The organism is Bradyrhizobium cajani, assembly GCF_009759665.1.
GTDB lineage: Bacteria > Pseudomonadota > Alphaproteobacteria > Rhizobiales > Xanthobacteraceae > Bradyrhizobium > Bradyrhizobium cajani.
The window spans coordinates 122,055-145,186 of sequence record NZ_WQNE01000002.1 but is presented as its reverse complement, the minus strand read 5'-3'; the positions used below and the strand labels follow the sequence as shown (position 1 = coordinate 145,186).

The 23,132-nt window shown below is 65.1% G+C and carries 13 protein-coding genes; 6 read left to right on the top strand and 7 right to left on the bottom strand.

The features are described 5' to 3' along the window. Nucleotides 1-59: 59 nt before the first annotated feature. From kdpB to GPL20_RS03300, 4 genes are all read left to right on the top strand, one after another. Complete coding sequence (kdpB, locus tag GPL20_RS03315) at nt 60-2,174, top strand: potassium-transporting ATPase subunit KdpB (RefSeq protein WP_157327700.1); 2,115 nt, start codon at nt 60-62, stop codon at nt 2,172-2,174. A gap of 109 nt (nt 2,175-2,283) precedes the next feature. Next, the gene (locus GPL20_RS03310; RefSeq protein WP_157327699.1) at nt 2,284-2,889 is read left to right on the top strand and encodes a K(+)-transporting ATPase subunit C; all 606 of its coding nucleotides are present in this window, start codon (nt 2,284-2,286) and stop codon (nt 2,887-2,889) included. 40 nt (nt 2,890-2,929) lie between these two features. Further along, nucleotides 2,930-5,653 (top strand): sensor histidine kinase, encoded by a 2,724-nt coding sequence (locus GPL20_RS03305; protein ID WP_157327698.1) that lies wholly within the window; start codon nt 2,930-2,932, stop codon nt 5,651-5,653. After that, nucleotides 5,650-6,339 (top strand): response regulator transcription factor, encoded by a 690-nt coding sequence (locus GPL20_RS03300; RefSeq protein WP_157327697.1) that lies wholly within the window; start codon nt 5,650-5,652, stop codon nt 6,337-6,339. The genes GPL20_RS03305 and GPL20_RS03300 overlap by 4 nt, the downstream gene beginning before the upstream one ends. A gap of 178 nt (nt 6,340-6,517) precedes the next feature. On the opposite strand, the gene ku is transcribed toward GPL20_RS03300, so the two are convergent. Further along, entirely contained in the window at nt 6,518-7,402 is an 885-nt protein-coding gene (gene ku / locus GPL20_RS03295) for a non-homologous end joining protein Ku (RefSeq protein ID WP_157327696.1), read from the bottom strand. A gap of 115 nt (nt 7,403-7,517) precedes the next feature. On the opposite strand from ku, the gene ligD reads away from it, so the two are divergent. After that, a complete protein-coding gene (gene ligD / locus GPL20_RS03290) occupies nt 7,518-10,190 on the top strand; it encodes a DNA ligase D (protein ID WP_254125597.1) in 2,673 nt (890 codons plus the stop codon). 126 nt (nt 10,191-10,316) lie between these two features. Here ligD and GPL20_RS03285 read toward each other — a convergent pair whose 3' ends face one another. Next, a complete protein-coding gene (locus GPL20_RS03285) occupies nt 10,317-10,481 on the bottom strand; it encodes a DUF3309 family protein (RefSeq protein ID WP_157327695.1) in 165 nt (54 codons plus the stop codon). Between the two features lie 177 nt (nt 10,482-10,658). On the opposite strand from GPL20_RS03285, the gene GPL20_RS03280 reads away from it, so the two are divergent. Further along, nucleotides 10,659-10,976 carry a polyhydroxyalkanoic acid system family protein gene (locus GPL20_RS03280; RefSeq protein ID WP_157327693.1) on the top strand — a complete coding sequence of 106 codons (318 nt, stop codon included), beginning with the start codon at nt 10,659-10,661 and terminating at the stop codon, nt 10,974-10,976. Nucleotides 10,977-11,079: 103 nt separating this feature from the next. On the opposite strand, the gene treY is transcribed toward GPL20_RS03280, so the two are convergent. From treY to treS, 5 genes are read right to left on the bottom strand one after another with little or no spacing between them, the layout of a single operon-like run. Next, the gene (treY, locus tag GPL20_RS03270; RefSeq protein ID WP_157327688.1) at nt 11,080-13,866 is read right to left on the bottom strand and encodes a malto-oligosyltrehalose synthase; all 2,787 of its coding nucleotides are present in this window, start codon (nt 13,864-13,866) and stop codon (nt 11,080-11,082) included. 1 nt (nt 13,867) lies between these two features. Beyond that, entirely contained in the window at nt 13,868-15,622 is a 1,755-nt protein-coding gene (treZ, locus tag GPL20_RS03265; RefSeq protein ID WP_157327686.1) for a malto-oligosyltrehalose trehalohydrolase, read from the bottom strand. Beyond that, on the bottom strand, nt 15,619-17,697 hold the full coding sequence (glgX, locus tag GPL20_RS03260; protein WP_157327684.1) for a glycogen debranching protein GlgX: 2,079 nt from the start codon (nt 17,695-17,697) through the stop codon (nt 15,619-15,621). The genes treZ and glgX overlap by 4 nt, the downstream gene beginning before the upstream one ends. A gap of 3 nt (nt 17,698-17,700) precedes the next feature. Next, entirely contained in the window at nt 17,701-19,848 is a 2,148-nt protein-coding gene (gene glgB / locus GPL20_RS03255) for a 1,4-alpha-glucan branching protein GlgB (RefSeq protein ID WP_157327682.1), read from the bottom strand. Next, a complete protein-coding gene (treS, locus tag GPL20_RS03250) occupies nt 19,841-23,131 on the bottom strand; it encodes a maltose alpha-D-glucosyltransferase (protein ID WP_157327680.1) in 3,291 nt (1,096 codons plus the stop codon). Before treS ends, glgB begins: the two co-directional genes overlap by 8 nt. Between the last annotated feature and the right edge of the window lies 1 nt (nt 23,132).

The window sequence follows — 23,132 nt, the reverse complement described above, 5'->3', positions numbered from 1 at the left end:
AGCGTTCTGATCGAAAAGCGTTCCGATCGACTGCCTTCTGATTGTTTGGAGTGACCTCCATGGATACGACGAAACTGCAAAAACGCGCGCCGATGTCGGCAATGCTCGATCCGAAGATCGTGATGCCCGCAATCCGCGCGTCCTTCGCCAAGCTCGACCCGCGGCTGATGGTCAAGAACCCCGTGATGTTCGTGGTCGAGGTCGTGGCCGCGCTCACCACCGTGATCTTCCTGCGTGACATCGTCACCGGGGGCGAAAGCCTCGGCTTCACCTTCCAGATCATCCTCTGGCTCTGGTTCACGGTGCTGTTCGCCAATTTCGCCGAAGCGGTGGCCGAAGGCCGCGGCAAGGCGCAGGCCGAATCGCTGCGCAAGACGCGCACTGAAAGCCAGGCCAAGCTGCTCAGCGGTTCCGGCCAGGATTTCAAGCTCGTGCCGGGCACCAGCCTGAAGGTCGGTGACATCGTCCTGGTCGAGGCGGGCGACACCATTCCTTCCGACGGCGAGGTGATCGAGGGCGTCGCCTCCGTCAACGAGGCTGCCATCACCGGCGAATCCGCGCCTGTCATCCGCGAGTCCGGCGGTGACCGCTCGGCCGTGACCGGCGGCACGCAGGTGCTGTCCGACTGGATCCGCGTGCGCATCACCGCCGCGCAGGGCTCGACCTTCATCGATCGCATGATCAAGCTGGTCGAGGGCGCAGAGCGGCAGAAGACGCCGAACGAGATCGCGCTCAACATTCTGCTGGCCGGCCTCACCATCATCTTCGTATTCGCCACCGTCACCATTCCGAGCTATGCGGTTTATGCCGGCGGCTCGATCTCGGTGGTCGTTCTGGTCGCGCTGTTCGTGACGCTGATCCCGACCACCATCGGCGCGCTCTTGTCGGCCATCGGCATCGCCGGCATGGACCGCCTGGTGCGTTTCAACGTGCTGGCGATGTCGGGCCGCGCTGTCGAGGCGGCCGGCGACGTCGACACGCTGCTGCTCGACAAGACCGGCACCATCACGCTCGGCAACCGGCAGGCGACCGCCTTCCGTCCCGTGCGTGGCGTCACCGAGCAGGAGCTTGCGGACGCAGCCCAGCTCGCCTCGCTCGCCGACGAGACCCCGGAAGGCCGTTCCATCGTCGTGCTGGCGAAGGAGAAGTACGGCATTCGCGGCCGCGACATGGCCGAACTCGGGGCCACCTTCATCCCCTTCACGGCGCAGACCCGCATGAGCGGCGTCGATGCCGGCGGCTCGTCGGTGCGCAAGGGCGCGGTCGATGCCATGCTCAACTATGTCGGCGGCGGCGCGCCGCTGGCGGTCGCTTCGGGCAACACCGCCCGTGCCATTCAACCCGCAGGCCTCTCGGACATTGGCCGTGAGATTCAGACGATCGCCGATGAGATTTCGAAAGCCGGCGGCACGCCGCTTGCGGTCGCCAGAGACGGCAAGCTGCTCGGCGTCATTCAGCTCAAGGACATCGTCAAGGGCGGCATCCGCGAGCGCTTCGCCGAGCTGCGCCGCATGGGCATCCGCACCATCATGATCACCGGCGACAACCCGATGACGGCGGCCGCGATCGCTGCGGAAGCCGGCGTCGACGACTTCCTGGCGCAGGCGACCCCCGAGGACAAGCTCAAGCTGATCCGCGACGAGCAGGCCAAGGGCAAGCTGGTCGCCATGTGCGGCGACGGCACCAACGACGCGCCGGCGCTCGCGCAGGCCGACGTCGGTGTCGCCATGAACACCGGCACCCAGGCCGCCCGCGAGGCCGGCAACATGGTCGATCTCGATTCCAACCCGACCAAGCTGATCGAGGTGGTCGAGATCGGCAAGCAGCTCTTGATGACGCGCGGCGCGCTGACGACCTTCTCGATCGCCAACGACGTCGCCAAGTATTTTGCGATCATCCCGGCGATGTTCCTGGCGTTCTACCCCCAGCTCAACGTGCTCAACGTCATGAACCTGTCGAGCCCACAGAGCGCCATCCTGTCTGCGATCATCTTCAACGCGCTGGTTATCATCGCGCTGATTCCGCTGGCGCTGAAGGGCGTCGCCTATCGCGCGGTCGGTGCCGGCGCGCTGCTCCAGCGCAATCTCTTGATCTACGGCCTCGGCGGTATCGTCATTCCCTTCATCGGCATCAAGGCGATCGACCTCGTCGTGACCGCCCTGCATTTGGCCTAACCCCGTCATTGCGAGGAGCGAAGCGACGACGCAATCCAGACTGCCTCCGCGGAAAGACCCTGGATTGCTTCGCTTCGCTCGCAATGACGAAAGAAATAGGAGACCCAAGATGTTCAGAGAAATCCGTCCCGCCATCGTCCTGCTGCTGGCGCTCACCGCCATCACGGGCCTTGCCTATCCGCTCGCGATGACCGCCATCGCCGGCACGTTGTTTCCCGTGCAGGCGCAGGGCAGCCTGATCGAAAGGGACGGCAAGGTGGTCGGCTCCGCCCTGATCGGGCAGGAGTTCAAGGAGGACAAGTATTTCCACGGCCGCCCCTCGGCGACGGTTGCGCCGGACCCCAATGATTCGACCAAGACGGTGTCGGCGCCCTACAATGCCGCCAACTCGGGCGGCTCCAATCTCGGGCCGACCAGCAAGGCGCTGGCCGACCGGCTGAAGGAAGATGTGGACAAGCTCAGGGAGGAGAATCCGTCCGCGCCGGTGCCGGTCGATCTGGTCACGACGTCGGCCAGCGGCCTCGATCCCGACATCTCGCCGGAAGCGGCGCAATTCCAGGTGCCGCGCGTGGCGAAGGCGCGCCATATGTCGGAGGATCAGCTCAAGCAGCTCGTCGTCGCCAATACCCAGGGCCGTCTGCTCGGCCTGCTTGGCGAACCCCGCGTTAACGTACTGGCGCTGAATCTCGCGCTCGATCGCGCGGCGGCCAAGTAGCGGTCTAGGCTCGCGACGCGCAGGTGATTATATTGGCAAGATGGTCCGAGAGCGCCGTGATCCTGAACAACGTCCATCGCCCGAGGCGCTGCTGGAAGCGGCGCGCCGGGAGGAAAGCGCGAGCGGCAAGCTGAAGATCTTCGTCGGCGCCGCCCCCGGCGTCGGCAAGACCTATGAGATGCTGCAAAGCGCCCACGCAAAGCGCAAGGCCGGCATTGACGTGGTGGTCGGCTTCGTCGAGACCCACGGCCGCGCCGAGACCGAGGCGCTGGTACGTGGGCTCGACGTGGTCCCGCGCAAGCGGCTCGACTACCGCGGCCAGATCGTCGAGGAGATGGACCTCGATGCCGTGATCGCGCGCCGGCCGCAGATTGCCCTGGTCGACGAGCTCGCCCACACCAACGCGGCCGGCAGCCGCCATCCCAAGCGCTATCTCGACGTCGAGGAGCTGCTCTCCCACGGCATCGACGTCTACACCGCCGTCAACATCCAGCACATCGAGAGCCTGAACGACGTCGTCGCGCAGATCACCCATGTGCGGGTGCGCGAGACCGTGCCGGATTCGGTGTTCGACCGCGCCGATGCGATCGAGCTGATCGACCTCACGCCCGACGATCTGATCCAGCGGCTGAAGGAAGGCAAGGTCTATGTGCCGAAGCAGGCCGAGCGGGCACTGGAGCATTATTTCTCGCCGGGCAATCTGACGGCGCTGCGCGAGCTCGCGCTCCGTCGTACGGCCGAACGGGTCGACGAGCAGCTCCTCAACCACATGCAGGCGAACGCCATCGCCGGCCCCTGGGCCGCCGGCGAACGCATCCTCGTCTGCGTCAGCGAGGATCCGCGTGCGGCTGGCCTCGTTCGCTACACCAAGCGGCTGGCCGATCGGCTGCATGCGCCGTTCACCGCGGTTTCGATCGAGACGCGGCGCTCGCTCCAGCTTTCGGACGAGGAACGCGACCGGCTTGCCGACACGCTGCGGCTCGCCGAATCGCTCGGCGGCGAGGCGTTGACGATTCCCGCCGTCGGGCGCCGCATCGCCGACGACGTCGTCAACTTCGCGCAAGGCAACAACGTCACCCAGATCGTGATCGGCAAGTCGACGCGCTCGCGCTGGTTCGAGATGACACGCGGCTCCGTCGTCCATGACCTGGTGCGCCGTGCCGGCAACATCACGGTCCATGTCATCGCCGGTGACGAGCTGCCGGGCGAGGCGGCGCCCAAGACGGCGGTGCAGACCGCCGCGCGCTCGGAACCGTTCAATCCGCTCCCCTATCTGAAGGCGCTCGGGATCGTGCTGATCGGCCTCGGCGCCGCGGAGCTGATCCAGCCGCGGTTCGGCATCGAGAACGTCGACCTCGTGCTGCTGACGGCGGTGGTCGCGGTCGCGGTCCGCTACGGCCTGTGGCCGTCGCTGCTCGCGACCGTCGCGGCGTCGCTGTCCTATAATTTCTTCTTCCTGCCGCCGATCTACACTTTCACGATCACCGACCCGACCAATGTCGCCGCCTTCGTGCTGTTCATGGTGGTGGCGATGATCGTCTCCAATGTCGCCGCGCGCGTGCGCACCCAGGCGGACGCCGCGATCGGTCGGATCAGGATGAACGAGCAGCTCTATGCCTTCAGCCGCAAGCTCGCCGGCACCGCCACGCTCGACGACGTGTTGTGGGCAACCGCCTACCAGATCGCGCTGATGCTGAAGGTCCGCGTGGTGCTGCTGCTGCCGGAAGAGGGCCTGCTCACGGTGAAGTCGGGCTATCCGCCCGAGGACGAGCTCGACCAGGCCGACCTCGCCGCCGCCAACTGGGCCTGGAGCAACGATCGCTCTGCGGGGCGCGGCTCCGACACGCTGCCGGGTGCAAAACGGCTGTTCCTGCCGATGCGCACGGGGCGCGGTCCGATCGGCGTGATCGGCATCGACAACGACCGCACCGGGCCACTGCTGACGCCGGACCAACGGCGGCTGCTCGATGCGCTGGTCGACCAGGGTGCGCTCGCGATCGAGCGCGTGCTGCTGGTCGAGGACATGGACCGGGTCAAGCGCACCGTCGAATCCGAGCGGCTGCGCTCGGCGCTCCTGACCTCGATCTCGCACGACCTGAAGACGCCGCTGGCCTCCGTGCTGGGAGCGGCCTCGACCATGCGCGATCTCGCCGGCGCGCTCTCCGACACCGAGAAGCGCGACCTGCTCGCGACCGTGATCGACGAGTCCGAGCGGCTCAACCGCTTCATCGCCAATCTGCTCGACATGACCAAGCTCGAGTCCGGCGCCATCGTGCCCAACACGGCGCTGCACGATCTCAGCGAGATCGTCGGTAGTGCGCTCCGGCGGGCGGTCAAGATCCTGACCGCGCACAAGGTGGAGCTGGTGCTGGCGGCCGATCTGCCGATGCTCCAGCTCGACGCCGTGCTGTTCGAGCAGGTGCTGTTCAACCTGCTCGACAACGCCGCGAAGTACTCGCCGCCCGACACCACGATCGCGATCCGCAGCCGGCGCGAGAGCGATCATGTGGTGCTTCAGGTCGCCGACGAAGGCGACGGCATTCCGCCGGACGAGGTCGAAAGCGTGTTCGACAAGTTCTATCGCGTGCAGAAGGGCGACCATGTCCGACCCGGCACCGGGCTCGGACTTGCCATCTCCCGCGGCTTCGTCGAGGCGATGCGAGGGACGATCTCGGCCGCCAACCGCAGTGACCGGAGTGGCGCGATCCTCACCATCCGTCTGCCGGTTCCGGCTCAGCCCCACGCATTGGATACCGCCGCATGAGTGCTGCCCCGATCAAGGTCCTGGTCATCGACGACGAGCCGCCGATCCGAAAATTGCTGCGGATGGGGCTGACCACGCAGGGCTATGAGATCCTGGAGGCGTCGAACGGCAAGACCGCGCTGGAAAAGCTTGCCGAGGAGCCGGCGCTGATTATCCTCGATCTCGGCCTGCCCGACATCCAGGGCCACGAGCTGCTGCGCACCATCCGTGCCCGCAACGAGGGGGTGCCGATCGTGGTGCTGTCGAGTCGCGGCGACGAGGCCGGCAAGGTGCAGGCGCTCGATCTTGGCGCCGATGACTACCTGACCAAACCCTTCGGCATGGATGAGCTTCTGGCCCGCCTGCGCGCAGCGCTGCGCCACCAGCTCCAGGTCAAGGGCGAGCGCCCGGTGTTCCGCACCGGCGATCTCTCCGTCGATCTCGTTCGCCGCATCGTCAAGGTCGGCGAGCGCGATGTAAAGCTGTCGCCGAAGGAATACGATCTTCTGCGCGTGCTGGTGCAGCATGCCGGCAAGGTGCTCACCCACCGCTTCCTGCTCAAGGAGCTCTGGGACGAGCTGACGGACGCGCAATATCTGCGCGTCTATGTCCGCCAGCTTCGCCAGAAGATCGAGGCCGATCCGGAACGGCCGCAATATGTGCTGACGGAGACGGGGATCGGCTATCGGCTGAAGGCGGGGGACTAAGCGCTCGCGGCGGCGCTGAGCGCTTGCATGAAGCACGCTCCTCATGGCCGGGCGTGACGACTGTGGCTGTGGCGCGATCATGTTTCCACATCGTCATTGCGAGCGCAGCGAAGCAATCCAGAGTCCCTCCGCGGTAGGATTCTGGATTGCTTCGCTGCGCTCGCAATGACGGAGTGAATCAGCCCGCCTTGCGATGCCGCGCCGGCGAACGGTGCGTCTTCCTGGCGGCGCGTTGCCGTCCTGTCGCTCGGCGCGCATGGGACTTCGCCGCCGTCTTTTTCCTGCCGCGCCCCTTCAGGCTCTGTTTCAGCGCGTCCATCAGGCTGACGACGTTGCTCGGCCGCTCCTCGGGCTCGGGCAGCTCGATTGTCTTGCCGCTGGCCTTGCGCTTCACCAGCGCCTTCAGCGCGTTCTCATACTCGTCCTTGAACTCCGAGGGGTCGAAATGCGCGGCCTTGGTGTGCAGGATGTGGCCGGCGAGCTCGACCATGTCCTTGGTGATCTTCGGGCTCTTGATGTCCTCGAAGAACTGGTCCTCGTCGCGCAGCTCGTAGGGATAGCGCAGCGTGGTGCCGAGCAGGCCCTTGCCGAGCGGCTCGATCGCCATGACATGCTCGCGGTTGGTCAGCACGATCTTGGCGAGCGCGACGCGCTCCTCATCCTTCATGGCATCGCGGATGACGGCAAAGGCGTCGATCGCAGCCTTGCCGTCCGGGGCAATGTAGTAGGGGTGGTTGAGGTAGCGCTTGTCGATTTCCTCGCGGGGCACGAAGCTCTCGATGTCGATGGCGTGATTGCTCTCGATCTGGACCGCCTCGAGCTCCTCCGGTTCGACCTCGACATATTTGCCCTTGCGCAGCTCGTAGCCGCGGCCTTTCTGATCGCTCTCGACGACGTCACCGGTCTCGGAATCGATCATCTGCTGCTTGAGCCGGTTGCCGGTCTCGCGGTTGATCATGTGAAACCGTGTCTTCTCGGCCGCCGTAGTGGCCGGATAAAGCACGACCGGACAACTGACCAGCGACAGCTTCAACGTTCCCTTCCAATAAGCGCGGGGGGCCATTCCCATTCTCCAGCATTGTCAAGGCGTTTTGGAACCCCAACCGCCGCATCGGGTTTTGGTTCCGGGTGGGACCTTTGCCGTGTAGACTTTCAACACCAAGAAAAGCGGGACGGCCGTGCTGCGAAAACTCTCCACCTATCGACAGAAGCGGGATTTCGACAGGACGCCGGAGCCCTCCGGTGAGGCGGCTGTCGCGCCGTCGAAGCAGCGGCGCTTCGTGATCCAGAAGCATGATGCGAGCCGGCTGCATTATGACTTCCGGCTCGAGTTCGACGGTGTCTTCAAGTCCTGGGCGGTGACGAAGGGACCCTCGCTCGATCCCCACGACAAGCGGCTGGCTGTCGAGGTGGAGGACCATCCGCTCGACTATGGCGATTTCGAAGGCACGATTCCGGAAGGGCAATATGGCGGCGGCACGGTGATGCTGTGGGACCGCGGCACCTGGGAATCGGATGATCCGGAGGCCGGCTTCAAGAAGGGCGATCTGAAGTTCACCCTGCATGGCGAGAAGCTGCACGGAAGCTGGGTGCTGGTGCGCATGCGCAGCGACCGCACCGGCGGCAAGCGCACCAACTGGCTTCTGATCAAGCACCGCGACGAACATGTCCGCGAAGGCGCGGACAACGACATTCTCGACGAGGACAAATCGGTCGCTTCCGGCCGCGCGATGGATCAGATCGCCGAAGGCAAGGGGCGTGCGCCGAAGCCCTTCATGCTGGCGAAGGGCGCCAGAGCCAAGGCCGATGCGGTCTGGCAGTCCAACCGGGTCGAGGAAGCGAAAGGGCGTACGATCAAGCCGGCGCCGCGCACGGAGTTGAAGACCAGGAAGGCAGGGAAGAAGGCGACGACGGCGGCGACCGCCAAGAAGGTCGCGGAGCTGCCGGACTTCGTGGCGCCGCAGCTCTGTACGCCGGTCGAGCGGCCGCCGGGCGGCCAGGGCTGGTGCCACGAGATCAAGTTCGATGGCTACCGCGTGCAGCTTCGGGTCGAGGACGGCAAGGCGACGTTGAAGACGCGCAAGGGTCTCGACTGGACCGACAAATTTGCCTCCATTGCCAAGGAAGCGGCTGCGCTGCCGGACGTTATGATCGACGGCGAGATCGTCGCGCTCGACCACAACGGCGCGCCGAACTTCTCCTCGCTTCAGGCTGCGTTGTCCGATGGCAAGACCGACGAGCTGATCTTCTTTGCGTTCGACCTCCTGTTCGCGGAGAACCGGGATTACCGCCGGCTGCCGCTCGGCGAACGCAAGGCCCGGCTAAAGGAGCTCCTGGAATCGCGCAAGCGGAAATCGAGCCAGATCCGCTATGTCGAGCATTTCGAGAGCGGTGGCGATGCCGTGCTGCAATCGGCCTGCAAGCTCGAGCTCGAAGGCGTGGTGTCGAAGAAGCTGGATGCGCCCTATCGCTCCGGTCGCACCGAGAGCTGGACCAAGGCCAAATGCCGCGCCGGCCATGAGGTCGTGATCGGCGGCTGGAAGACCACCAGCGGCAAATTCCGCTCGCTGATGGCCGGCGTGCGCCGCGGCGATCATCTTGCCTTCGTCGGCATGGTCGGCACCGGCTTTGGCGCGGACAAGGTCAAGCGCATCATGCCGTCGCTGAAAGCCATGGCGGCCAAGGAAAGCCCCTTCGGCGGCAAGAACGCGCCGAAGAAGACGCGGGACGTGCACTGGCTGAAACCGGAGCTCGTTGCCGAGATCGAGTTCGCCGGCTTCACCGCCGACGGCAATATCCGCCAGGCCGCGTTCAAGGGCCTGCGGCAGGACAAGCCTGCCGAGGAGGTCGAGGCCGAGACGCCTGTCGACACCGAGCTCGCCGAGCCCTCGCCTGGAAAGCGCACGCGGACGAAGTCCGGCAAGCAGTCGAAGGACGCCGGCACTGCCGAGGTGATGGGTGTCGTCATCTCCAAGCCGGACAAGGAGCTGTGGCCGGATGGCGGTGATGGCGAGGGCGTGACGAAGCTCGATCTGGCGCGCTATTTCGAGGCGGTCGGAGAGTGGATGATCGAGCATCTGAAAGGGCGCCCCTGCTCGATCGTGCGTGCGCCCGACGGCATCGGCGGTGAAACGTTTTTCCAGCGTCACGCCATGCATGGCACGTCGAACCTGCTCGAGCTCGCGAAAGTTTCCGGCGACCGCAAGCCCTACTTGCAGATCGACCGCGTCGAGGGACTCGCGGCCGTGGCGCAGATCGGCGGCGTCGAGCTGCATCCCTGGAATTGTGCGCCCGATGCCTATGACACGCCGGGCCGGCTGGTGTTCGATCTCGATCCCGCGCCGGACGTCGAGTTTGCCGATGTCGTCGAAGCCGCCAAGGAGATGCGGCAGCGCCTCGCCGATGTCGGCATGGACAGCTTCTGCAAGACCACGGGCGGCAAGGGCATCCACGTGGTGGTGCCACTGCTCCACGGCGCGCGCGACAAGGTGAGCTGGAAGGAGGCCAAGGCGTTTGCGCAAGGCGTCTGCCAATGGATGGCCGATGACGATCCCGAGCGCTATCTGCTCAACATGTCGAAGAAGCTGCGCAACGGAAAGATCTTCCTGGACTATTTGCGCAACGACCGCATGTCGACGGCGGTTGCGTCCCTGTCCCCCCGGGCCCGTGAGGGTGCAACCGTGTCAATGCCTGTCACCTGGGCGCAGGTGAAGAGCGATCTCGATCCGAAGCGATATACGATACGCACGGTGCCGGGCCTTCTGTCGCGATCGAAGGCGTGGGACGGCTATGACGATGCGGCGGCGTCGATCAAGGCCGCGATGAAGAAGCTGTCGGGGAAGGTGAAGTAGGTGCGTGTTGCGGGCGCGCCGCTTGTAGGGTGGGCAAAGCGGAGCGTGCCCACCGGCGCGCTCCGAGCCGAGGAGGTGGGCACGGCGCGCTGCGCCTTTGCCCACCCTACGGGATCGTGGCCGTCGCTAGATCCGTCCCATCAGGAGCAGGATCAGCAGGATGACGATGAGGAGCCCGAGGCCGCCGCCGCCGTAATAGCCGGTGCCGTAGAACGGCCCGCCGCCGATACCGCTGAAGCCGCCGAGCAGGGCGATGACCAAGATGATCAGAATAATCGTACCGATAGACATGCGAATCTCCTCCAGCCCTTCTTGGAAAGGGTTGCAAATTTCTTGTTATGCGAAGGCAACTTGCCGCAGGTTGTATAGTTCCGCCGATGAAACACGGCAGGAGGCGCAAGTTGCATGGAACCTTTGTGTTTTGGGCTGATATCATGACATGACGATCGATCAGCACGGGGCAGGGCCATGTCAGCACCGCTTGTCGTTTCCATTCCGCACCGGCTCGGCCGCGAGGAGGCGGTGCGGCGGCTCAAGAGCGGGCTTGGCCGCGCAGCCGCCAGCATTCCCGTGATGCAGGTCGAGGAGGAGCGCTGGACCGGCGACACCATGAATTTCCGCATCCGCGCGCTCGGGCAGATCGCGAGCGGCCAGGTCGACGTCGCCGATGATCACGTCCGGGTCGAGGTGACGCTGCCGTGGCTGTTGCAGCGCTTTGCCGAGATGGCCCAGGCCACGATCAAGAAGCGCGGACAGTTGCTGCTGACCAAGGACGGGGAAAAGTAGCCTTAAAGCGCGATGAGATTGGGATGAATCGTCATCGCGCTTCAGGTTGTTGTTTGAGCATGATCTTTTCGGAAGACCGCTGCGCACTTTTCCGGATCATGCTTTAGGCGCGCAGGCGCTGCCGCGCGGGCTTGATCGCGCCTGCTGCGCGGGCCTCGATCACAGAAGCAGGAAAATCGCGGAAAGCCTGCGCAAGCGGCAGGTCGTTGCCGGCAAGGCCGGCCGCTGCGTAGCCGGTGATGTCGACGGTTGCATCGAAGGCTTCGAGCGCGGGCCATTCCCGGCCCGCCTGCGTGAACGGCGCGAAGTGACGGCCGACCACGACGATCGCAGCCGCGCGGCCGCGGCGGCGGGCGAAGGCGATGACATGGTCAGCATGCGCGCCACCTACCCCCAGCGGCTGATAGTCGCCCTGCGCGAAGACGTCGGCAAGCTGATGGCGCAGCTTGAGGAGATGCCGCGCCCAGGCCAGCTTGATCCGGCCGTCCGGCCAGCTCGTGATCAGGCCGTTCCAATTCGGATTGTCCAGAGAGCTCAGCGCCGCGCGGAGCATGGCAAAGTCCACGGGGCGGCGGTTGTCCGGGTCGACCAGCGACAGGTCCCAGAATTCGGTGCCTTGATAGATGTCTGGCACGCCGGGCAGTGTCGCTTTGAGCGTGAGTTGGCTCAGCGAGTTCAACATGCCGAGCAGTGCGACGCGGCGGGCCAGGGTGTGCAGCGCGTCCAGGAATTCTGCGGACTGAGCGGGGTCGAGGATCCTGTCGATGAAGTCCTTGACGCCGTTTTCATACGCTTCATGCGGATTGAGCCAGCTCGTCTCCTCCTTGCCCTCCCGCGCGGCCTTGAGGGCATAGGCCTGGATGCGTGCGACGAAATCGGGATCGATCGGCCCCTGGAGCGGCAGGGCCCCGAGCAGGGTCTGGTAGAGCATGTACTCGAATGTCGCAGACGGCGCGCGGAAATTGCCCTGGAGTGTGAGATGCGGCGCGTTCAACACCTTCCAGCGCGCCACCGCGCTGGTCCATTCGCCGGGAATCTCGCTGAGCGCCGCAATGCGCGCGCGGGCGTCCTCGCCGCGCTTGGTGTCGTGGGTGGCCGTCGCCGTCATGCCCCGCGGCCATTCCCTGGCACGGGCCTGCATGGCCTGGTGGAAGGTGGCAATGGCGAGGCCGGCGCTGGCGGGATCGCCGCCGACCTCGTTCAGGGCGAGCAGCCGGTGGAATTGATAGAAGGCGGTGTCCTCCAGCGACTTTGCCATCATCGGGCCGGTGAATTGCTGCACCTTCAGCGCAAAGCGGCGCACGCGCGGCACGCTGTGCGGCGGACGGCCGGGCTTGAGCAGGTCCATCGTCAGCGCGTCGCGCAGGAAGTCGAAAATGCCTTCGTCCGCGGCGAACCATTCCGCGCGGGCGTGCGCGATGGTCTCCTCGATCAGCTTGCGATCATGCGCGGCTGGCGCGCTTGTCGTGAGATACGTGCGGTAGACCGGGAAATGCAGTACATAGAGTTCGAGCGCCTGCCGCAGGCTGTCGGCGGAGAAATCGCGGGTCGAATAATGCCCGTTGGCGATGCGCGCGAGCAGGCGCGTCAGCACGGTGAATTCGCTGGTGAGCAGCGTCTCCAGAACGCGCCGCTTGGCGTCCTTGACGTAAGGCGAAAGCCGCGGCGAGCGGTTGCTGATCTGCCGCCAGGTCTCGTCCAGCGCCGCCAGTCCCTTCGCGTCGACCAGAACCTGGATGATGACGTTCATCCATTCATATCCGGTCGTGCCCTGGACGCCGGCGAAGTGCGGCAGACGTTCGTGCTCGCACAGGATCTTCTCGATCACCGTATAGAACGGCTTGGTGTTGCCTTGCGCGTCGCGCACTAGCCGGCGCAGCCGCTGGCAATATTGCGCGGGATCGCGCAGGCCGTCGATGTGATCCAGACGGATGCCTTGCAGCCTGCCGTCGGCGATGAGTTGCTTGACCAATCGGTGCGTGGCGGCAAACGTGCCGGGATCCTCGACGCGCAGCCCTGCGAGCCCGTTGACGTCGAAGAAGCGGCGGTAGTTGATGTCGCTGGAGGCAAGCCGCCAGTGGCCGAGCTTGTAGTGCTGGCGTTCGAGCAGATGATGCAGCGCCAGCGTTGGCGTGGAGCGGTCCTTGGCGGCGCGATAGGCGGTGAGGCCGCGCGCGATGATGTCGGCAGCGCCCGCGATGTCCTTGAGCTCTGCCTTGAAGGCGGGCGCTTCCCTGCGGTTCGGGCGGCGCAGCCCGGTGTAGCGTGCCGCGAGCGCGAGCAGGCGCTGGCCGGGCTCCGTTTCGGCCGCGTCCGCCTCCTTGACGGCCATGCGCAGCACTTCGCCATAGCGTTCCGGCGCGATCGGAAGGCGGTGCTCGAAATACCAGGCGGAAAGGCTTCCCTCGTCCGGATCGTAGCGCAGCTCGATGTCGCCGCGCTCCAGCGCCTCGCCGTAGGACGAGCCGAGAATTGGCAGCAGCACGCCGCCGCGGGCGCGGTAGGCCAGTTGATCCCAGTCGATGTCGAAGGACACCGCGTGCGGCGAAGCCTGGCCCCATTCCAGCACGTCGAGCCACCAGGGATTGTCGGCGAAATGCACACCGACATGGTTCGGAACGAAATCGATGATGAGGCCGAGATCGTGCTTGGTCAGCGCCTCGCTCAGCCGCGCGAAGCCGGCCTCGCCACCGAGCTCGGGGCTAAGCTGGCTGTGATCGACGGTGTCGTAGCCATGCGTCGAGCCCTTGCGGGCCTTCATCACGGGGGAGGCGTAGAGATGGGTGATCCCCAGCGCCTTGAGGTAAGGAACGACCGCGGCGGCCTTGTCGAAGTCGAAATCCGCGGTGAGCTGGAGCCGGTAGGTCGCGAGCGGAATGGCAGGAGGCATGTCAACCTCCGAGACGCCAGACCACCGACCAGGGCGGAAGCCGCTCGCCGGCCGCGCCGCCCCAGATCGGCGTGCCCGCGTTGACATTGGAATGCGTGATGTCGTGGTCCGACAGATTGGCGGTCAGGCGCAGCGCCATGCCATCGCCCATGCGCCAATGCGCGGTGAGCAGGCCGTTGTCGGCCGCCTCGGCATGGCCGAAGGTCGCGCCCTTCAGTCGCGGCATGATCTCCTTGCCGCGGAGCGCGAGCAGCTCTCGCACCAGTGCGAGGCGCGTCTCCTGTGCGGGTGTGCGGCCGGTCCAGTCGAGCACGGCCGATTGCAGCGTTGCCGGATCGAGCGGATCGGGCACCTCGTCGCCGTATTTCTCGTAGGCCCAGGCATATTCCTGCTTGCGGCCGTTGCGCACGGCGTCGGCCAGCCCACCCTGGAAATCACAGAAGAACGGGAAGGGCACTGTGGAGCCCCATTCCTCGCCCTGAAATAGCATCGGCACCATCGGGGCGAGCAGGGTGACCGCGAGCGCGGCCTCGATCTGTCTGGGCGATGCCAGGCTCTCGAGCCGGTCGCCCAGCGCACGGTTGCCGATCTGGTCGTGGTTTTGCAGGAAGTTGACGAAGGTCGCCGGCGGCAGCGCGCCGCTCGGCTCGCCGCGCGGCTTCTTGCCCCAGAACTCGGAGATTTCGCCCTGGTAGACGAAGCCCGATGCGAGCGCGCGCGCGAGATCCATGCGCGGCGTCTGGTAGTCGGCGTAATAGCCGGCGAGTTCGCCGGTCAGCATCACGTGCCAGACGTGATGATAATCGTCGTTCCACTGTCCGCGATATTTGCCGTTCGGCGGCTCCTGCGCGGCATCGAGCAGGCTGGCGCGATTGTCGCCGTTCTCCAGCACGAGATGGATGTGCCGTCCCGTCGCCTTGGCGAGCTCGCCGGCGGCAACGCTGAGATCTTGCAGCATCGACTGCTCGCCGGGGATCGCCATGATGTGGTTGGCTGCATCGAGCCTCAGACCGTCGAAGCGATAGTCGGTGAGCCAGGACAGCGCGTTCTCGACCGCGAAGGCGCGCACTTGCGGCACGCGATAATCGATCGCGCTGCCCCAGGGCGTGTGCGCATCGGTGAAGAAGGTCGGCGCATAGCGGCCGAGATAGTTTCCCTCGGGCCCGAAATGATTGTAGACGACGTCGAGAAACACCATCAGCCCGCGCAGATGCGCTTCGTCGATCAGCGTCTTCAGCGCTTCGGGCCGGCCATAGGCGCTGTCGGGCGCATACCAGAGCACGCCGTCATAGCCCCAGCCGCGCCGGCCGGCGAAATCGGCAAGCGGCATCAATTCCAGCGCGGTGATGCCGGTCGCTGTGAGATGGTCGAGCTTGTCGATCATGGCGCGGTAGGTGCCCTCCCGCGTGAAGGTGCCGACATGGGTTTCGACGAGCACCGTCTCTTCCCAGGGACGGCCGCGCCAATCGCGCGCGCGCCACGCGAAGGCATCGTGATCGATCACCTCGCTCGGACCGAACACATCCTCGGGCTGGAAAGCCGAGGCCGGATCGGGCACGTCGATCTCGTCGTCGATCCTGAATTTGTAGACACTGCCGGCGGGCAGGCCGGTAATGTCGGCCACGTACCAGCCATCCCGACGGCGCTGCATCGCGTGTCTTCGCTCGAGCAGGAGATCGACACGGCGCGCGCCGGGCGCCCACAGCCGGAACGACACGCCTTCCTTGTTCGGCCTCGCCCCGAAGGATGGCCTCATGGCGCCCCCGCAAAAGCGAGCACGGACCGCGGCGGCGCCTTGCTGTCGCTTCCGGGCGGGAAGTCGATCGTGTTCAGCCTGGCCTCGGTCGTGTTCAGGATCTGCTGCCAGCTCTTGTATTCGGTCATCTGGGGCAATTTGAATGCGATCTCTTCGGGGGCGGCGTTCAGAACGATAAAGATCGCGGCGCTGCCCGGTTCCATCGGCCCCATCACATAGGAGAGAAACCGTCCCTCCGGGAATTTCCAGTCGTTCTCCGTCATCTCGTCGCCGGCGGGCGTCAGCCACAGCGCGCCGTAGGAGATGCCGTCCTTGGGACGGCCATCGAGCCAGCGATGGCTGCGGAGCTGCGAGAACCGGCGGCGGATGTCGGCGAGATGGGCGACGAAATCGACCATGTCGTCGTCCTCCTTGCCGAGATTGTCCCATCCGATCCAGCCGACCTCGTTGTCCTGGCAATAGGCATTGTTGTTGCCGGATTGCGAATTGCCGACCTCGTCGCCGGCGAGGATCAGCGGGACGCCTTGCGCCAGCATCAGGCAGGCCAGCACGTTCTTGCGAAGCTGCCGGCGCAGGCCGAGGATCTTGGGATCGTCGGTCGGACCCTCGACGCCGCAATTGTTGCTGTGGTTGTCGTTGGAGCCGTCGCGATTGTCCTCGCCGTTGGCCTCGTTGTGCTTCTCGTTGTAGCTGAAGAGGTCGGCGAGCGTGAAGCCGTCATGCACGGTGATGTGATTGATGCTGGCGCGCGGCCGCCGTCCGTCATGATTGAACAGGTCGGATGACGCCGTCATGCGGCTGGAGATGTCGCCGATCAGGCTGCCTTCACCGCTCCAGTAGCGGCGCATGGCGCTGCGGTAACGATCGTTCCATTCCGACCATTGCGACGGAAAGGCGCCGACCTGATAGCCGCCGAGCCCGAGGTCCCATGGCTCCGCCACGAGCTTGACGGTCGCCAGCACCGGATCCTGCCGGACCGCGGTCAGGAACGAGATGCCGCGATCAAAGCCGTTGGGCCCACGCGCGAGCGTGGTCGCGAGGTCGAAACGGAAGCCGTCGACGTGGCAGACCTCGACCCAGTAGCGCAAGGAATCCATCACCATCTGGAGTACGCGCGGATGGGCGATGTTCACCGACGAGCCACAGCCGGTGAAGTCGTCGTAATAGCGCGGATTCTCGCGGTTCAGCCAGTAATAGGAAGCGTTGTCGATGCCGCGATAGCACAGCGTCGGGCCGAGATGGTTGCCCTCGGCGGTGTGGTTGTAGACGACGTCGAGCATCACCTCGATGCCGGCATCGTGCAGCCGCGCGACCGTGGTGCGGAAGGAATCGAGCGCGTTGTCCTGGGCGTAGCGCGGCTCCGGCGCGAAGAAGGACAGCGTGTTGTAACCCCAGTAATTGGCGAGCTTCTTTTCCACCAGGATGCGGTCGTCGACGAAGCTGTGGATCGGGAGAAGTTCGATCGTGGTGACGCCGAGCCTCTTCAGATGCTCGATCATCGCCGGCGAGGACAGGCCGCCATAGGTGCCGCGCAGGTTCGGCGGAACGTCGTCGCGCTTCTGCGTCAGGCCCTTGACGTGAGCCTCGTAGATGATGGTGTCTTCCCAGGGGATGTTGGGGCGGATCTCGCGCCGGCCCCAGTTGAAGGTCTCGTCGACGACGACGGCCTTGGGCATGCCGCGCGCGTTGTCGCGCCGGTCGAATGACAGGTCCTCGCGCGGCGAGCCGGTGCGGTAGGCGAAGTGCGCGTCGCTCCAGACCAGCCGCCCGGCGAGGCGCTTGGCATAGGGGTCGAGCAGCAGCTTGTTGGCATTGAAGCGGTGGCCGTGCTCGGGCTCATAGGGGCCGTGCACGCGATAGCCATAGAGCTGGCCGGGCGAGACGTCGTTGAGATAGCCGTGCCAGACATCCTCGGTTCGTTCCGGCAGTTCGATGCGCTCGAGCTCGCGGCGGCCTTGCATGTCGAACAGGCAGAGCTCGACCTTCTTCGCGTTGGCGGAGAACAGCGCGAAATTGGTGCCGCGTCCGTCCCAGCTTGCGCCAAGGCGTGCGGACGATCCGGCAGTCAGGCGCATGGGTCAGCTTTCCGGAACGAGGAAGATCGCGGCGAGCGGCGGAATGGTGAGACGAAGCTCGGGCGTCTTGACGTCAACGGCATGGACCTCGCCGATGTTCCCGACATTGCTGCCGCCATAATGGGCGGAGTCCGAATTGAACACCTCTTTCCACTTGCCGGCGAAGGGTACGCGAACGCGATAGTTGCGATAGACGTTGGGAGAGAAATTGATGATCACCAGGCACCGCGCGTGCTCGTCGAATCCCTTCCGCAGCCAGGCAAAGACATTGCGGTTGGCATCGTCCGTGATCAGCCATTCGAAACCGGCCTGGTCGCAATCCATCTGGTGCAGCGCCGGCACCGCCCGATAGAGCCGGTTGAGGTCGCGGATCAGCGCCTGGATGCCGGAATGGTAGTTGTATTGGAGCAGGTGCCAGTCGAGCGACTCGTCGTGATTCCATTCGCGGCTCTGGGCGATCTCCGCGCCCATGAACAGCAACTTCTTGCCGGGATGGCCGAACATGAAGCTGTAATAGGCGCGCAAATTCGCGAAGCGCTGCCACTCGTCGCCGGGCATGCGGCCGAGGATCGATCGCTTGCCGTGGACGACCTCGTCATGCGACAGCGGCAGGATGAAGTTCTCCGAGAACGCGTAGTGCAGGCCGAACAGGATCTCACCGTGATGGTACTTGCGGTGGATCGGATCCTTGCTGATGTAGTTCAGCGTGTCGTGCATCCAGCCCATGTTCCACTTGTAGCCGAAGCCGAGCCCGCCGAATTCGACCGGACGCGAGACCTGCGGCCAGGCGGTGGACTCTTCGGCGGCCGTGGTGGCCTGCGGGAAGCGGGCGAAGACTTCCGTGTTGAAGCGGCGCAGGAAGTTGATGGCTTCGATGTTTTCCCGACCGCCATACTGGTTCGGAATCCAGGCCCCCGGCGGCCGGCTGTAATCGAGATAGAGCATGGATGCCACCGCATCGACGCGCAGCCCGTCGATCGCATAGCGCTCCATCCAGAACAGCGCGTTCGACACCAGGAAGTTCGTCACTTCGGTGCGGCCGTAATTGTAGATCAGCGTGCCCCAGTCGAGATGGCGGCCCTGGAGCGGGTTGGCGTGCTCGTAGAGCGCCGTGCCGTCGAAACTGCCGAGGCCGTGCGGATCGTCCGGGAAATGGCCGGGCACCCAGTCGAGCAGTACGCCGATGCCTTCGCGGTGGCAGGCATCGATCAGCGCGGCAAAATCCTCAGGGCTCCCGAAGCGGCTGGTTGGGGCATAGAGGCCGGTCGGCTGGTAGCCCCATGAGCCGTCGAACGGATGCTCGCTAACCGGCAGGAATTCGAGATGGGTGAAGCCCATGTCGCGGGCGTAAGCCGGCAGCTGCTCGGCAAGCTCGCGATAGGTCAGCCATTCATTGCCGTTCTTGCGTCGCCACGAGCCGAGATGAACCTCGTAGATCGACATCGGCGCCGACAGCGCGTTGATGCCGTCGGGCGCCGGGCGTGGCCGCGGCAGATGGGCTTCGTCGAACACGATGGAGGCGGTCTTCGGCCGCACCTCGCTGGCGAAGGCCAGCGGATCGGATTTCAGCGGCAGCTGATGGCCGTGCGGGCCGACGATGTCGAACTTGTAGTGGTTACCCGGCTTTGCATGTGGGATGAACAATTCCCAATAGCCGACGCCGCGCACCCGCATCGGATGACGCCGCGGGTCCCAGAAATTGAAGTCGCCGACCACGGAGACACGCCGCGCGTTCGGCGCCAGCACCACGAAGCCGATGCCGTCGACGCCTTCGAGTTTCATCGGATGCGCGCCGAGCTTGTCGTAGAGGCGCTGGTGGGTGCCTTCGCCGAGCAGATACAGATCGAAATCGGTCAGGATCGGCGGGAAGCGATAGGCGTCCTCGAACTCGACGATGTTGCCGCCGAACTTCGCGCGCAGCTGGTAGTGCTTCGAGCCGTTGGGCAGCGCGCCGATGAAGAGGCCTGCATCGTGGACGCGATCGAGTGGGGCGACCTCGCCATGCTCGCCGACCGCTTCGACGTCGGAGGCCTCGGGCAGAAATGCGCGCACCACGCTCCTGCCGCCCTCGGGATGCAGCCCGAGATAATGGAAGGGGTCGGAGTGGCGGCCCTCGATGATGGCGTAGGCCTCGGCAGGCAGTTTAGGCATGGGCTTCGCTCTCGGTATTGGACAGAATGCGAAGCAGCCCGGTCAGCGGCGCATGGAGCCCCTCAGGCCGGTGGGACAGCTCGTACTCTACTTCGTTGAACGCTCGGTCAAGCAGGAAGAACTTCAACAGGCCTTCCGCAGAACGCGGATCCTCCGGCCACAGCCGCCGGTCGGTCATGGCTTCGCGATAGGCGGACAGGAATGTTGCGGTGGCGCGCTCGCGCCATTCGCCGAGCGCGGCCGTCAGCCGGTCCTGCTCGTCGGAGGTGCCCGAGAGCGCCCGGTTGAGCGCCGCGGTCACCGACAGCTCGATCGAGCGGATCAGGCCGGCGACGTCGCGCGCGGCCGGCGCCTTGCGCCGCTTGTCGGCCAGCCGCAGACGCGGATCGCCGTCGAAGTCGATGATGAAGATATCGTCCTTCACGATCAGGGTTTGCCCGAGGCGGAAGTCGCCATGATGACGGATGTTCAGCCCGCCGATCCTGGAAGGCAATAGCGCATTCAGCCGGTCGGACAGGGACGCCCGCGCCGCCGTGAGCTGATCGATCAGCGGCCGGTCCGCCTCGCGCAGGCCGTCGCGGCTCTCGGCCAGCCGTTCGAGCAGCCGCTCGGCACGCGTCTTGAGGTCAGATACGAGGTGCTTGATCTGCTCGGAGCCGATCGGCTCCGGGGCGAGATTGTCGGACGTTGCCGCGGCCAGGGCTACGTGCAGCTCGCCGAGCCGCCGGCCGATCTGCGTGATGAAGTGCAGATACGGCGCCTGCTCCTGGGTTTCGCGGGGCGTTTCACCCGTCGACAGGCGCTGCTCGTCGATATAGCGATCGAGATAACCGGTTGTCACCGACCAGCCGTCGCCCTGGTTCTCGACATAGGCATGCAGCAGGCCGAGCACGCTGCGTTGATCGCCCTCGACCAGCTCGACGCTGCCGAGCAGCGCCGGCATATTGGCAAAACGCGCGACTTCCGTGAGATAGTGGCCGATCTCGATCTCGGGGCTGATGCCGCTTTCGAGCCGACGATAGAGCTTGGCGACATATTTGTTGTCGACCAGCGCGGTGCTGTTCGACTGCTCGATCGCTCGGATGCGTTCGGGCTCCTTGATGGTGTAATCGGCAAACCGGCTGGTTGCCTTGAATTCCAGCCGCAGATTGTTCTCTTCCACCACCAGGTTCTGCGACAGATTGCGCAGGAACAGGCCGATGAAGATCTGGTCGGTCGCAACATCGAGCAGTGTGCCTTCGCGCGCGCCCTGGCGCACGGCGGCCAGCGCCTTCGGGTTGAAGCGCTCGCGGTCGAAGCGCACCCACTCGATCTGCATCGGCAGCACGTAGCGCGTCGCAACGTCCCGCTGGGTCGTCTCGAAGAACGCGATCCAGGGCCTGTTGTCGCCGATGTCGCAGAACGGCACCGCCGAGGTCAGCGTGGTCTTGATGTGCTTAACATTGTGCTCGGGATACCACCGCGTCCGCGACAGGAATCCCGGCAGCACGTCGCGCTCGAACACGCCGCGCTCGCGGGCGAGCGACACCCAGTTCGAATTCACCGGCACCACCAGCGTCTCGAACTCCGGCACCGCGCGCGGCGTCACCGGCTCGGACTTGTCGCGCTCCAGCAGCTGGAACCAGTAGAATCCGTACGGCCCCAGCGTGATCATGTAGGGAAGTTCGCCGATCGCGGGGAAACGCGTGCGGCCGAGCATCTCCTGCGGGATGCGGTCCTTCCAGGGCGAGAGATCGAGCTCGGTTGCCTGCGCTGCGCGCGACAGATTGGCGACGCAGAGGATCACCTCGTCGCGATACTGCCGGACATAGGCCAGTACGGCGCGGTTGGCCGGGCGGATGAAGGTCATGGTGCCGCGGCCGAAGGCGAGCGTCGACTTGCGCACCGAGATCAGCCGCTTGGTGGCGCTGAGCAGCGAGGACAGGCTGCGCGACTGCGCCTCGACGTTGACGGATTCGTAGCCGTAGACCGGATCCATGATCAGCGGCGCGTAGAGGCGGGCCGGGTCGCAGCGGGAGAAGCCGCCATTGCGGTCGGGGCTCCACTGCATCGGCGTGCGCACGCCGTTGCGGTCGCCGAGATAGATGTTGTCGCCCATGCCGATCTCGTCGCCGTAATAGATGATCGGCGTGCCCGGGAACGACAGCAGGAGCGAGTTCATCAGCTCGATCTTGCGCCGGTCATTGTCCATCAGCGGCGCGAGGCGCCGGCGGATGCCGACATTGATGCGCGCGCGGGGATCGTTGGCGTAGGTGGTCCAGAGATAGTCGCGCTCGACGTCGGTGACCATCTCCAGCGTCAGCTCGTCATGGTTGCGCAGGAACAGTGCCCATTGGCAGCTCGCCGGGATGTCCGGCGTCTGGCGCAGGATGTCGGTGATCGGGAAGCGATCCTCCTGCGCGATCGCCATGTAGATGCGGGGCATCAGCGGGAAATGGTAGGCCATGTGGCACTCGTCGCCACGGCCGAAATATTCCTGCACGTCCTCCGGCCATTGATTGGCCTCCGCCAGCAGCAGCTTGCCCTTGGAATAGGCGTCGAGTTCCTGGCGCAGCCGCTTGATGATGGCGTGCGTCTCGGGAAGGTTCTCGTTCGAGGTGCCCTCGCGCTCGCAGAGATAGGGAATGGCGTCCAGCCGGAAGCCGTCGACGCCGGCATCTAACCAGCGCTTCATCACCTGGATGAGGGCGCTGACCACGCGCGGATTGTCGAAATTGAGGTCCGGCTGGTGCGAGAAGAAGCGGTGCCAGTAGAAGGCGCCTGCCTCCGGATCCCAGGTCCAGTTGGACTTCTCGGTGTCGGTGAAGATGATCCGCGTGCCCTGGTATTTCTGGTCGGTGTCGCTCCAGACATACCAGTTGCGGGCGCTCGACCCCGGATGGCTGCGGCGCGCGCGCTTGAACCATTTGTGCTGGTCGGAGGTGTGGTTGACGACGAGCTCGGTGATGACGCGCAGCCCGCGCCGCTGCGCCTCCTGGATGAAGCGCTTGAAGTCCTTCATCGTCCCGAAATCGGGATTGACCGCGCCGTAATCGGCGATGTCGTAGCCGTCGTCGCGCCCAGGCGAGGGATAGAACGGCAGCAGCCACAGCGCGGTGACGCCGAGGTCCTGGAGATAAGGCAGCTTCTCGGTCAGCCCCGTGAAGTCTCCGATGCCGTCCTGATTGCTGTCGGCAAAGGCCTTGACGTGAAGCTGGTAGATGATGGCGTCCTTGTACCAGAGTTCATCCACGTTCTCGGCAGCCTCGGCCTTCTTGGTGTCGACGGAAGACAAAACATTCATG

Excerpts from the sequence above, each read along its gene's own strand:
- kdpB (WP_157327700.1), top strand. The coding sequence starts at position 60 with ATGGATACGACGAAACTGCAAAAACGCGCGCCGATGTCGGCAATGCTC.
- GPL20_RS03310 (WP_157327699.1), top strand. The coding sequence starts at position 2,284 with ATGTTCAGAGAAATCCGTCCCGCCATCGTCCTGCTGCTGGCGCTCACC.
- GPL20_RS03305 (WP_157327698.1), top strand. The coding sequence starts at position 2,930 with ATGGTCCGAGAGCGCCGTGATCCTGAACAACGTCCATCGCCCGAGGCG.
- GPL20_RS03300 (WP_157327697.1), top strand. The coding sequence starts at position 5,650 with ATGAGTGCTGCCCCGATCAAGGTCCTGGTCATCGACGACGAGCCGCCG.
- ku (WP_157327696.1), bottom strand. The coding sequence starts at position 7,402 with ATGGCCCCCCGCGCTTATTGGAAGGGAACGTTGAAGCTGTCGCTGGTC.
- GPL20_RS03285 (WP_157327695.1), bottom strand. The coding sequence starts at position 10,481 with ATGTCTATCGGTACGATTATTCTGATCATCTTGGTCATCGCCCTGCTC.
- GPL20_RS03280 (WP_157327693.1), top strand. The coding sequence starts at position 10,659 with ATGTCAGCACCGCTTGTCGTTTCCATTCCGCACCGGCTCGGCCGCGAG.
- treY (WP_157327688.1), bottom strand. The coding sequence starts at position 13,866 with ATGCCTCCTGCCATTCCGCTCGCGACCTACCGGCTCCAGCTCACCGCG.
- treZ (WP_157327686.1), bottom strand. The coding sequence starts at position 15,622 with ATGAGGCCATCCTTCGGGGCGAGGCCGAACAAGGAAGGCGTGTCGTTC.
- glgX (WP_157327684.1), bottom strand. The coding sequence starts at position 17,697 with ATGCGCCTGACTGCCGGATCGTCCGCACGCCTTGGCGCAAGCTGGGAC.
- glgB (WP_157327682.1), bottom strand. The coding sequence starts at position 19,848 with ATGCCTAAACTGCCTGCCGAGGCCTACGCCATCATCGAGGGCCGCCAC.
- treS (WP_157327680.1), bottom strand. The coding sequence starts at position 23,131 with ATGAATGTTTTGTCTTCCGTCGACACCAAGAAGGCCGAGGCTGCCGAG.